The organism is Streptomyces sp. NPDC020845, assembly GCF_044334165.1.
Taxonomy (GTDB): domain Bacteria; phylum Actinomycetota; class Actinomycetes; order Streptomycetales; family Streptomycetaceae; genus Streptomyces.
Map to the genome: position 1 here is coordinate 535,030 of NZ_JBIRSJ010000006.1, position 11,622 is coordinate 546,651.

Below are 11,622 nucleotides of genomic sequence, written 5' to 3' on the forward strand. Positions count from 1 at the left end.
GGCTGCGTACGGGCCCGAGGGCGGCCGTACGGGTCCGAGGGCGGCCGTACGGGTCCCAGCCCGCCGGGGCGCACGCCCCCGTCAGGCCGCTCCCGCCCCGGTGAGGGCCCGCACCTCCATCTCGGTGTGCTTGGCGGCGGATCCGGAGGCGCCCGCGGCCTGGGGCGAGGTGACGGTGCCGAGCCAGCCGGCCAGGAAGCCGAGGGGCACGGAGACCAGGCCCGGGTTGTCCAGCGGGAAGACGTGGAAGTCCACCCCCGGGAAGATCGCCTCCGGGCCGCCGGAGACCACCGGGGAGAGCACCACCAGCACGACGGCCGGGAGCAGCCCGCCGTAGACGGCCCACACCGCGCCACGCGTGGTGAACCGCCGCCAGAAGAGCGAGTACAGCAGCACCGGGAGGTTTGCCGAGGCGGCGACCGCAAAGGCGAGCCCGACCAGGAAGGCCACATTGAGATCCTGGGCGAGCAGCCCGAGGCCGATGGCGACCGCCCCGATCCCGACGGCCGCGATCCGCGCGACCGCGACCTCGCTGCGCGGCGTACCGGTCGCGCGGCGGCTCAGCGAGGCGTACAGATCGTGGGCGACCGAGGCGGAGGAGGCCAGGGTGATCCCGGCGACCACGGCGAGGATGGTGGCGAACGCGACGGCGGCGACCGTGGCGAACAACACCGTGCCGCCGGTCGATCCGGCGCCCCCGCCGAGGTCCAGCGCGAGCAGCGGCACGGCGGTGTTCCCGGCCGGGTTGGCGCTCCGTACGGTGTCGCTGCCCAGCACGGCGGCGGCGCCGAAGCCCAGCACGATGGTCATCAGGTAGAAGCCGCCGATCAGCCCGATCGACCAGATGACCGAGCGGCGGGCGGCCCGGGCGGTGGGCACGGTGTAGAAGCGCGACAGGATATGCGGCAGCCCGGCGGTGCCGAGGACGAGCGCGAGTCCGAGGCTGATGAAGTCCAGCCGCGCGGTCCAGCCGCCGCCGTACTTGAGCCCCGGGGCGAGAACCCGGCCGTGTCCGCTGTGCCGCGCCGCCGCGCTGAGCAGCGCGTCCACGTCCCCGTGGAAGCGGACCAGGACGAGGGCGGTGAGCGTGGCCGCCCCGGCCATCAGCAGCACCGCCTTGACGATCTGGATCCAGGTCGTGGCGCGCATACCGCCGAGCGCCACGAAGATCACCATCAGGGTGCCCACGCCGATGACCGTCCAGGCGCGGGCGCGCGGGCCGGTCTCGCCGATCAGCAGGGCGATCAGGCTGCCCGCCCCGACCATCTGGGCGACGAGGTAGAGCACGCATACGGTGACGGACGAGACGCCCGCGGCGATCCGGACCGGGGGCTCGCCCATACGGGCGGCGAGCACGTCGGCGAGGGTGAACCGGCCGCAGTTGCGGACCAGTTCCGCGACCAGGAGCAGCACGACCAGCCAGGCGACGAAGAAGCCGACGCAGTACAGCACCCCGTCGTAGCCGAAGAGCGCGATGATGCCGGAGATGCCGAGGAAGGAGGCGGCCGACATGTAGTCGCCCGCGATGGCGAAGCCGTTCTCCATCGGCGAGAACAGCCGCCCGCCCGCGTAGAACTCCTCCGGAGAGCCGTGCCGCCGGCGGCCCGCCCAGGTGGTGATGGCGAGGGTGGCGGCGACGAACACGCCGAAGAGCAGCAGCGCCAGGCCCTGCTGATTGCCCGTCACCGGCCGTGCCCCCGCATCATCTCCTGCGTCACCCAGCGGAGCTCCAGCGCGACCCGGTCCCGGCGCAGCCGGGCATGGCGGGCATACGCCCAGGTCAGCAGGAAGGTGGTGGCGAACTGGGCGAGCCCGGCGACCATCGCCACATTGAGCGCGCCGACGACGGGGCGGGCCATCAAACCGGGCGCGGTGGTCGCCGCGACGACGTACGCGAGGTACCAGAGGAGGAAGAGGGCAGCCGCGGGGAAGACAAAGCGGCGGTAGCGTCGGCGCACTTCCTGGAAGGCGGCGCTGCCGTGCACCTCGGCGTAGACATCCGCCGCGGCGGGCGGGTGCGCGCGCCGGGGTCCGGGTGCGCCGCCGGTCTCGTCCTCGCCCCAGCCGGAGCCGACCGTGTCGTACCAGGGATCGCCCAGCCCGACCACCCCGGCGTCGCGCGCGTTGTGCTGCATGTTCACCCGAACACTCCTTGCTCCACTGCCGCATTGGCCGCGTGCCAAGGATGGACGGAGTGGGAGGCCCCGGACCCCTCAATAACGGACGTTCACCCCATCAGGTGACTCAGGTGACGAACATCCCGGAACCGGGACCGTATTACGGGCCGGGTTCGAGATTACGGGCCGGGTTCGGGCCCGAGCCCGGGGCCGGAGGAGAGGCCAGGCGGTTGGGCGATCCCGCTCCGGTAGGCGTAGCGCACGGCCTGGGCGCGGTCGCGCACCCCCGCCTTGGCGAAGAGGTTGTTGATGTGGGTCTTCACGGTCGCCGGGCCGATATGCAGCCGCCGGGCGATCTCGGCATTGGACAGCCCCTCGGCGACCAGCGTCAGGACCTCCGCCTCGCGGGGCGTGAGCCCGTCGGGCAGCGGGCCCGGCACGGCCCCGGCCCCCGTCTTCGCGGCTGTTCCGTTGGCGATGTCCGGGGTGTCCGCGGTGTCCGCGGTGCCTGTGACCAGTCGCTCCAGCAGCCTGCGCTGCACCTTCGGCGACAGCCCGGCCTGCCCCGACATCACGTCCTCGATGGCGCGGGCGATCTCCTCCGCGTCGGCGTCCTTGGTCACATAACCGCGGGCGCCCGCCTTCAGGGCCGGGAAGAGCCATTCGTCGTCGGCGTAGGTGGTCACGACCACGACCTGGGTCGCGGGATGTTCGGCACGGATGCGCCGGGTCGCCTCGACGCCGTCGCAGCGGGGCATCCGCAGATCCATCAGCGCCACATCCGGGGAGACCTCGGCGACCAGCCGCAGCGCCTCCTCGCCGTCGCCCGCGGAGCCGACGACCTCGATGCCGGGCAGCAGCCCCAGCAGCAGCACGATGCCCTCGCGCACCATGATCTGGTCGTCGACGACCAGTACGCGCACCGCCCGTGGCCCGGCGGCCCCGCGCCCTTCGCCCATTGCCTCTCCCCCTGTGTCTCCCCCTGCCGACGTCACGCCGGGACCCGCAGGCGCACCACGAAGCCCCCGTCGGCGGGTCCTGCCTCCAGCGTGCCGCCGAGGAGTTCGGCGCGTTCGCGCATCCCCCGCAGACCGTATCCGGCCCCGGTCGCCGCCGGGCCGCCGGCGGATGACTCGCGGGCCCCGCCGTCCCGTATCTCGAGAAGCACCTCGTCCATCCGGTAGACAAGCCGCAGCTCCACCCGGGCGCCCGGCGCGTGCTTGCGGACGTTGGTCAGCGCCTCCTGCGCGACCCTCCGGACCGCGAGCCCGGCCTCAGCGACCAGTTCGCGCGGCTCGCCCTCCGTCTCGAACCGTGCGCCCTCGGTCGCGGCGGACTCCCGCAGGAAGTCCTCGACCGGGGCCATCTCGCCGCGCAGCGCGTAAAGCGCCTGGCGGGTCTCGGCCAGGCCATGGCGCGCCATCCTGCGGGCCGCCACCACCCGCTCCAGCACCACGGCCCGGTCCTCGCCGCGCTCGACCAGCAGCCTGGCCGCCTCCAGGTGGACGAGCTGGGCGGAGAGGCTGTGCGCCAGCACGTCGTGGATCTCCCGGGCGATCCTGGCCCGCTCGGCGAGCGCCGCGCTCTGCGCCTCGGCGCGACGTGCCGCCCGCTCCTGCTCGAGCAGCCGGTAGCCGGTGCCGCGCGCCTCCTCGTCCAGCCGCAGCGTATAGCCGACGAGCAGAAAGCCGAGGCCCGCGGCCAGACCGCCCGGCAGGCTGTGGTCGCCGAAGATCGTGAACGAGCAGGCGGCCACGATTCCGGCGGGCAGGCCGGCCATCAGCGGCAGCCGCTCCATCGAGACGACCACCCCGACGATCCACACCGCGGCCGCCGGGTTGTCGGCTCCCACGGCCCTGAGTGCCGCCCCCGCCCCGAGCAGCAGGGCGAGCAGGGCGAGGGCGGGGCCCAGCCGGTGGTCGACGGTGACGCGGCGGAACGCGTACACCGTGGCCGCGCATCCGGCGACGGCGGCGAGCAGGACGATCCGTGCCCACCTCGGGAAGGCGTCGTCGCGGGCCACGTCCCACAGCAGCAGGCTCGCCCCGAAGACCCACATGCCCGTGTTGATCATCAGCCGGACCGGGGGCACGCCCTGGCGGCTGAGCGCCTGCCGCGAGGGCCACTGGGTCCATCGGTTCATCGGCCCTCCCTGGGTCCGGCGGGGTCCCAGACGCTACGGAACGACCTCTGCGGCGCGGATCAGCCTTGAGGCGGGCCCTGGGTGGAAAGTGCCTCTCCACCCAGGGGTGGAGAGGCACTTGTCCGCTGCGGGCCGGGGTACGTCAGGCGTCGATGCGCGACCGGTCCAGGGTCGCCGCCGAGTTGGTGATGAACTCCTTACGGGGCGCGACCTCATTGCCCATGAGCAGGTCGAACACCTGCTCCGCGGCCTCCAGGTCGCTGATGTTGATCCGCCGCAGGGTGCGATGGCGCGGGTCCATCGTGGTCTCCGCGAGCTGGTCGGCGTCCATCTCGCCCAGACCCTTGTAGCGCTGGATGCCGTCCTTGTAGCGCACGTTCCGGCGCTGGAGGTCCAGCAGCGTCTCCTGGAGCTCGTGGTCGGAGTACGTGTAGACGTACTTGTCCTGGCCCCGCTTGGGGTTGACCAGCTCGACCCGGTGCAGGGGCGGTACGGCCGAGAAGACCCGCCCCTGCTCGACCATCGGCCGCATATAGCGCTGGAAGAGGGTGAGCAGCAGGATGCGGATGTGGGCGCCGTCCACATCGGCGTCGGCGAGGAAGATCACCTTGCCGTAGCGGGCCTGGTCGATGTCGAACGTCCGGCCCGAGCCGGCCCCTATGACCTGGATGATCGAACCGCACTCGGCGTTCTTCAGCATGTCGGAGACCGACGCCTTCTGAACGTTGAGAATCTTGCCGCGGATCGGCAGCAGCGCCTGGAACTCGGAGTTCCGGGCGAGCTTGGCCGTGCCGAGCGCCGAGTCGCCCTCGACGATGAACAGCTCGCTGCGGTCCACGTCATCGCTGCGGCAGTCGGCCAGCTTCGCGGGCAGCGAGGAGGACTCCAGCGCGGTCTTACGCCGCTGCGCCTCCTTGTGCTGACGGGCCGCGATGCGGGTGCGGGCGGCCGCCACGATCTTCTCCAGCACGGCGCGGGCCTGCTGCTTGCCGTCCCGCTTGGTGGAGGTGAGAAACGCCTTGAGCTCCTTGGCCACCACGTTCGCCACGATCCGGGAGGCCGCCGAGGTGCCCAGCACCTCCTTGGTCTGCCCCTCGAACTGCGGCTCCGCCAGCCGCACGGTCACGACCGCGGTGAGCCCCTCCATGGCGTCGTCCTTGACGACGTCGTCCTCGGCGACACGCAGCAGCTTGGCGCTGCGCAGCACCTCGTTGACCGTCTTGGTCACCGAGCGCTCGAAGCCGGAGACGTGGGTGCCACCCTTAGGGGTCGCGATGATGTTGACGAAGGACTTCGTGGTGCTGTCGTAGCCGGTGCCCCAGCGCAGCGCGATGTCGACGCCGAGCTCGCGCGTGACCTCGGTCGGGGTCATATGGCCGCGCTCGTCCAGGACCGGGACGGTCTCCTTGAACGTGCCCTGCCCGGACAGCCTCAGCACATCGCAGACGGCCTTGTCCTGCGCCAGGTACTCACAGAACTCGCTGATGCCGCCGTCGAACCGGAAGATCTCCTCCGAGGGACCCTCGGCGCCGTCCCGGCCCTCGGCGGTCCGCTCGTCCCGGACGATCAGCGTCAGGCCCGGCACCAGGAAGGCCGTCTGGCGGGCGCGGGCGTACAGCGTCTCCAGGGAGAGCTTGGCGTCCTTGAGGAAGATCTGCCGGTCCGCCCAGTAGCGGATGCGGGTGCCGGTGCGGGTCTTGGGGACGCGCTTGCCCTTGAGCAGGCCGCTCGACGGGTCGAAGGGGGCCTCGGGGCCCGATTCGGTGAAGATGCCGGGGACGCCGCGCCGGAAGCTGATCGAGTGGGTCTTGGCGTCCCGGTCCACCTCCACGTCGAGTCGGGAGGACAGCGCGTTCACCACGGAGGCACCGACGCCGTGCAGACCGCCGGAGGCCGCGTACGAGCCGCCGCCGAACTTTCCGCCCGCGTGCAGCTTGGTCATCACGACCTCGACGCCCGACAGGCCGGTCTTGGGCTCGACGTCGACCGGGATCCCGCGGCCGTTGTCCCGCACCTCCACCGATCCGTCGTCGTGCAGGATCACCTCGATGCGGTCGCAGTAGCCGCCCAGCGCCTCGTCGACGGAGTTGTCGATGATCTCCCATAGGCAGTGCATGAGGCCACGGCTGTCCGTGGAGCCGATGTACATACCGGGGCGCTTGCGTACCGCTTCGAGTCCTTCCAGGACGAGCAGGTGCCGCGCGGTGTAGTTGGAGCCGCCCCGGTCTGCTCCGGTCAGCAGCGCAGTGGACGGCACGGACGTGTCGGCGGTCACGCGGTTCGCTCCTCGCTGAATTTCTTCTTGGCCCCGCTGGGGGCCGACTTGGTGGCTGGGTCGCCCGTCAGAGCGTACCGAGGCCTGATAGAGCCGTTGTGCCGCCACCCATAAGAACGTCCATGCTAGTCCAGACTCCTTGACTTTCGCTCGTACGTTCGATCGCTCATCGGGGTGACACAAACATCACGTTCCCTTTCAGGCATGAACCATTTAGGCTCCGGGCACGTCCTCACCAACAACCGGCAACCCGGCCGGGAGGACAAATCCGACAAGCGACGTGAAACCGTAAACCCACGCAATACGGCTCATTCGCCGCCAACCGTCACCATCTGGTCTACTCAGAAGCAATTTTTGAGAAAAAGCCACGAGCGGGAACGTTTTCGGCTTGGTTGGATGTTGACCCTGGTACGACAGCTCGTCGAGCTAGAGAAGAGGCGACGTGACTACTGTTCTGACCCCCGCGAGCCCCCTGACGGCCGCTGACCGCTGCGACCGCTGCGGCGCCCAGGCGTACCTGCGCGTCGTCCTGGTGAGCGGCGGCGAACTGCTCTTCTGCGCCCACCACGGGCGCAAGTTCGAGCCGGAACTCAAGAAGATCGCCGCAGAGATACAGGACGAGACCGAGCGGCTCATGGCCGCCCCGGCGTCCGCGTCCGACGACGAACGCTGACACCTCGCATCATCCGACGACGACGAGCGACACCGGCCCAGGGCCGGGACCTCGGGCGGCCGTCCCCGCAGGGGGAGGCCGCCCGTCCTCGTGCTCGCCCTCATTCCGCGTGACCCCGCCCCCTCACTCCACATCCGCGGTCGCCTCGTCCGCCGCAGAGGCGGTCGCCTGGCGCGCCTCAGACGCGGTCACCTGGTCCGCCTCGGCCCCGGTCTCCACACCCGCCTCGGTCGCGGTCTCCCGGTCCGCCTCGGCCGCGGCCGCCAGCGAGAGCACCGACGAGATCCGCGTATAGACGCCCGGCCGGCCGGCCTCCGCACAGCCGCTCCCCCAGGACACCAGGCCCACAAGCTTCCCGCGGGCGACCAGCGGTCCGCCACTGTCCCCCTGGCAGGCGTCCCGGCCCCCGTCCGGCAGCCCGGCGCACATCATGGTCTCCGAGCGGTACTCCCCCTCCGCGTTCCCCGGATAGGCCTCCTCACATGCCTCGTCCGGCAGCACCCGCACACGGCTGGCCCGCAGCGTCGAGGCGTAGCTGCCGTTGCCCCGCGTATCGCCCCATCCGTACACCGCCGCCCGCGCCCCCGGCTGATAGGCCAGATCTCCGCCGGCCGCCATGGCGATGCCGTAGACCCGGGGCAGTGGCTGGGCGAGGGTGAGCACGGCGACGTCCCCGGACCGGCCGACCTGCTCGTATGACGGATTGACCCAGGCCCGGAGCGGAGCCATCTCCACCCCTCCGCTGCCGCGCAGATCGTCCCGGCCGATGATCACGCGCAGGTCCCCGACCTCCCACCAGTCCACGCCCAGCACCTCGCGGCTCAGGCAGTGCGCGGCCGTGAGCACCGTGGTGGGGCCCACCACCACGCCGCCGCAGAACTGGCCCGAGCGTGCTCCGCCGAACCGCTCACGGCTCGCCAGCGCCACCGCCCAGGGCGCCAATTCCGTATGAGCCGGGTGGCCGCCGACCACCGTGCGGTCTGCCGTCGCCGGGGGAGGCAGGATCGCCAGCATGGCCAGGGCGGTGACCAGCGGGGCCGCGAGAGGAGCGAACAGGGCGGACAGCGACCTACGCATTCAGCCTCCTGACCGTACGGAGCGCGTCGCACACCCAGCGTCACCCCGTCTTCGCCACTCCGCATCCTGGGACGGGCCGAACGGGGGTGAGCACGGACAGCACGAAGGCCGAGCCCTTGGGAGGGCCCGGCCTTCGCGCTGTTATCTGGTCCGTGAGAACCGGTCCGAAAGGTCCAGTCCGTGCGGTCCGGTGTCCGTCAGTCCAGGTAGTCCCGCAGAACCTGGGACCGGGACGGGTGGCGCAGCTTCGACATCGTCTTCGACTCGATCTGCCGGATGCGCTCACGCGTCACCCCGTAGACCTTGCCGATCTCGTCGAGCGTCTTCGGCTGGCCGTCGGTCAGGCCGAAGCGCATGGAGACCACGCCCGCCTCGCGCTCGCTGAGCGTGTCGAGGACGGAGTGCAGCTGCTCCTGCAGCAGCGTGAAGCTCACCGCGTCGGCCGGAACGACCGCCTCGGAGTCCTCGATCAGGTCACCGAACTCGCTGTCGCCGTCCTCACCGAGCGGGGTGTGGAGGGAGATCGGCTCGCGGCCGTACTTCTGGACCTCGATGACCTTCTCAGGGGTCATGTCGAGCTCCTTGGCCAGCTCCTCCGGGGTGGGCTCGCGGCCCAGGTCCTGGAGCATCTGGCGCTGCACCCGCGCGAGCTTGTTGATGACCTCGACCATGTGCACCGGGATACGGATGGTGCGGGCCTGGTCGGCCATCGCTCGGGTGATCGCCTGACGGATCCACCAGGTGGCGTAGGTGGAGAACTTGTAGCCCTTGGTGTAGTCGAACTTCTCGACGGCACGGATCAGGCCCAGGTTGCCTTCCTGGATGAGGTCCAGGAAGAGCATGCCGCGGCCGGTGTAGCGCTTGGCCAGGGAGACCACCAGTCGGAGGTTGGCCTCCAGGAGGTGGTTCTTGGCCCGGCGGCCGTCCTCGGCGATGATCTCCAGTTCGCGCTTGAGCTTGGGCGCGAGCTTGTCGGAGTTGGCGAGCTTGTCCTCGGCGAACAGGCCGGCCTCGATGCGCTTGGCGAGCTCGACCTCCTGCTCGGCGTTGAGGAGCGGGACCTTGCCGATCTGCTTCAGGTAGTCCTTGACGGGGTCGGCGGTCGCGCCCGCCGCGGCGACCTGCTGCGCCGGGGCGTCGTCCTCGTCCTCGTCGGAGAGCACGAATCCCTGGTTCTCAGGCTCGCCCTCGCCACCCTCGGCTCCGGGCTTGCCGCCGGGAGCGTCCTCGATGACGTCCTCACCCTCGAGGATCTCGTCCGGGTCCTTCTTGGCGGCGGTCTTCTTCGCCACTGTCTTCTTGGCGGCGGTCTTCTTCGCCACCGTCTTCTTGGCGGCGGTCTTCTTGGCTGCGGCCTTCTTCGCGGGCGCCGCCGCGGCCTCTCCGGCCATGCCCTCTCCTGCCTCGGCCGCCGGGGCGGTCGGAGCGGCAGGGGTCTTCTTCGCGGGGACCGTCTTGGCCGTGACGGTCTTGGTGGCGGTGCGCTTTGCCGGACTCTTCGCTGCGACGCTCTTGCGGGTGCGCTTGGGCGCCTCTGCGGCACTGACCATCAGCGTCACACCCTCCTCGTCGAGGACCTGGTTGAGGCTGCGCAGAACGTTCTTCCACTGGGTTGGCGGAATCTGGTCAGCCTCGAAGGCCCGACGCACGTCATCGCCGGCGATCTGCCCCTCAGCCTTTCCCCGCTCGATGAGCGCCATGACAGACTCGGATTCGGCGATCTCCGGCGGGAGCGTACGGGATGTGCTGGCCGACACGAACAACCTCTCGGAACGATGGAAACGGCTTCCGGCCCCGTCCGCTGGGGACCGGAGCCGACGACCGCCGGCAGGATGAACCGACGGCGCGGGCGGAGTGCTGCGGGTGGAGTACAGCGTCGCGAACGACGCCCGTATTCCCTCTGCGGCTGCCACCTCTTTAATCATCGCGCTGCCCCAAAGAGCGTTACGCCCATTCCTCGTGTCCCGAGTCACACCCCATAACGGTCGCAATGCCCACTCAGCGGACAGATCGACCGGACAGGCCGGCTTTAGTTGATCATGCGCCGCGCCCGCGCCACCGCATCCGCGGAAATTGGCGTTGCGCCGCGGCGTCACCCCGCCGCATCACTCCGGGGCGCCGCCTCGCCACTTTGCCTCGCGGCTTTGCTCTGCCTCTTTGCCTCGCGGCTTTGCCTTGCCGCGTCACGCCGCCGCGTCGCGCCGCCGAACCCGCCGGGCGGGTTCCGGCGACGCCGCTTCCTACGCCGTATGCCGCGGCCCGCGGGGTCAGTGCTCGCGCGGCGCGGGCACCCCCACCTCGGCGTGGTCGAGATCGGGGTGAACGATCAGCAGCTGGCGCATCGCGGCCTCCGCCGCCGCGGCGTCGCCGGAAACGATGGCCTCGACGATCCGGCGGTGGTGACCCACCCCGGCCTCGGTGAGCCGGTCGCAGCCGGTGACCGGGGCGCCGGAGACATGCAGCGCGGCGGCGACGATGCCCGCCAGGTGCTCGAGCATGCGGTTGCCCGCGACCTGCAGCAGCAGGGCGTGGAACTCGGCGTCGGCGCGCGAGAACGTCAAGGCGTCACCCTGCCCCAGCGCATGGCCCATGATCTCGGCCATGTCGGCGAGCCGCTGCTGCACGTCCTCACGACCGGCGCCGGCGGCGAGACGGGCGGCGAGCGGCTCGATGGTCCAGCGCAGCTCGCACAGTTCGCGGCGCTGGTCGTCGCGCTGCGGCCCGAAAGCCCGCCACTCGATGATGTCGGGGTCCAGGAGGTTCCAGTCGCTGACGGGGCGAACCCGGGTGCCCACATTGGGGCGGGCGCTGACGAGGCCCTTGGCCTCCAGGACGCGCAGCGACTCCCGCACGACGGTGCGGGAGACCTCGAAGCGCTGACCGATCTCCTCGGGGACGAGCGGACGGTCGGCCCCGAGATCGCCGGAGACGATCATCTGGCCCAGCTGTTGGACGAGTTGGCCGTGCAGCCCGCGGCCCCGGCTGCCGGCCGCGCGTCGGCCGACTCGGCCGATCTCGGCGTCTGCGCCGTCCCAGGAGGGGGCGCCGCCGCGGTCGCCGCCGGGGGCGTCGGCGTAGGGATAGCGGTCAAGCTCGCCCGGGCCGGCGAGGCCGGAATCGGCGGGGCGAGCCGCGGTCATCGTGGTGTGCGCAAGGGTACTCACGCATCCTTTGTCGGCGACGCCCCGGAAGCCCTTGAGGTCTTTGGTGAAAAGCACACGAAAGGGTGATCGACCATTACCTCATAATTGACGCCGAATCGGACAGAAAGCAGCAGCCTTCGGGGAGTTGCGACCACTTCACGCGATGGGCCTACGGAACCCCTTCCGACCTGGTC

Annotated in this window: 9 protein-coding genes; 1 reads left to right on the forward strand and 8 read right to left on the reverse strand. The window is 70.9% G+C overall.

Features of this window, described 5'->3' with window-relative positions:
- Positions 1-81: 81 nt before the first annotated feature.
- The 5 genes from ACH4U7_RS18110 to ACH4U7_RS18130 form a co-directional block, all read right to left on the reverse strand.
- Complete coding sequence (locus ACH4U7_RS18110) at positions 82-1,686, reverse strand: cation acetate symporter (RefSeq protein WP_398528869.1); 1,605 nt, start codon at positions 1,684-1,686, stop codon at positions 82-84.
- On the reverse strand, positions 1,683-2,135 hold the full coding sequence (locus ACH4U7_RS18115) for a DUF485 domain-containing protein (protein WP_398528966.1): 453 nt from the start codon (positions 2,133-2,135) through the stop codon (positions 1,683-1,685). The genes ACH4U7_RS18110 and ACH4U7_RS18115 overlap by 4 nt, the downstream gene beginning before the upstream one ends.
- A 161-nt stretch (positions 2,136-2,296) precedes the next feature.
- The gene (locus tag ACH4U7_RS18120) at positions 2,297-3,076 is read right to left on the reverse strand and encodes a response regulator (RefSeq protein ID WP_398528870.1); all 780 of its coding nucleotides are present in this window, start codon (positions 3,074-3,076) and stop codon (positions 2,297-2,299) included.
- 32 nt (positions 3,077-3,108) lie between these two features.
- Positions 3,109-4,260 carry a sensor histidine kinase gene (locus tag ACH4U7_RS18125; protein ID WP_398528871.1) on the reverse strand — a complete coding sequence of 384 codons (1,152 nt, stop codon included), beginning with the start codon at positions 4,258-4,260 and terminating at the stop codon, positions 3,109-3,111.
- A 142-nt stretch (positions 4,261-4,402) separates the two neighbouring features.
- Complete coding sequence (locus ACH4U7_RS18130; protein ID WP_398528872.1) at positions 4,403-6,535, reverse strand: type IIA DNA topoisomerase subunit B; 2,133 nt, start codon at positions 6,533-6,535, stop codon at positions 4,403-4,405.
- A 442-nt stretch (positions 6,536-6,977) separates the two neighbouring features.
- Between ACH4U7_RS18130 and ACH4U7_RS18135 the strand changes: the two genes are divergently transcribed.
- Positions 6,978-7,208, forward strand: a complete 231-nt coding sequence (locus tag ACH4U7_RS18135; protein WP_385630313.1) for a hypothetical protein — start codon at positions 6,978-6,980, stop codon at positions 7,206-7,208.
- Between the two features lie 123 nt (positions 7,209-7,331).
- On the opposite strand, the gene ACH4U7_RS18140 is transcribed toward ACH4U7_RS18135, so the two are convergent.
- From ACH4U7_RS18140 to ACH4U7_RS18150, 3 genes are all read right to left on the reverse strand, one after another.
- On the reverse strand, positions 7,332-8,285 hold the full coding sequence (locus ACH4U7_RS18140) for a serine protease (RefSeq protein WP_398528873.1): 954 nt from the start codon (positions 8,283-8,285) through the stop codon (positions 7,332-7,334).
- Between the two features lie 197 nt (positions 8,286-8,482).
- Positions 8,483-10,048 carry an RNA polymerase sigma factor gene (locus ACH4U7_RS18145; RefSeq protein WP_398528874.1) on the reverse strand — a complete coding sequence of 522 codons (1,566 nt, stop codon included), beginning with the start codon at positions 10,046-10,048 and terminating at the stop codon, positions 8,483-8,485.
- Positions 10,049-10,552: 504 nt separating this feature from the next.
- Complete coding sequence (locus ACH4U7_RS18150; RefSeq protein WP_398528875.1) at positions 10,553-11,503, reverse strand: FadR/GntR family transcriptional regulator; 951 nt, start codon at positions 11,501-11,503, stop codon at positions 10,553-10,555.
- Between the last annotated feature and the right edge of the window lie 119 nt (positions 11,504-11,622).

What these genes read in the sequence shown, in the direction of transcription:
- ACH4U7_RS18140 (WP_398528873.1), bottom strand. Translation starts at nt 8,285, where the DNA reads ATGCGTAGGTCGCTGTCCGCCCTGTTCGCTCCTCTCGCGGCCCCGCTG.
- ACH4U7_RS18125 (WP_398528871.1), bottom strand. Translation starts at nt 4,260, where the DNA reads ATGAACCGATGGACCCAGTGGCCCTCGCGGCAGGCGCTCAGCCGCCAG.
- ACH4U7_RS18120 (WP_398528870.1), bottom strand. Translation starts at nt 3,076, where the DNA reads ATGGGCGAAGGGCGCGGGGCCGCCGGGCCACGGGCGGTGCGCGTACTG.
- ACH4U7_RS18115 (WP_398528966.1), bottom strand. Translation starts at nt 2,135, where the DNA reads ATGCAGCACAACGCGCGCGACGCCGGGGTGGTCGGGCTGGGCGATCCC.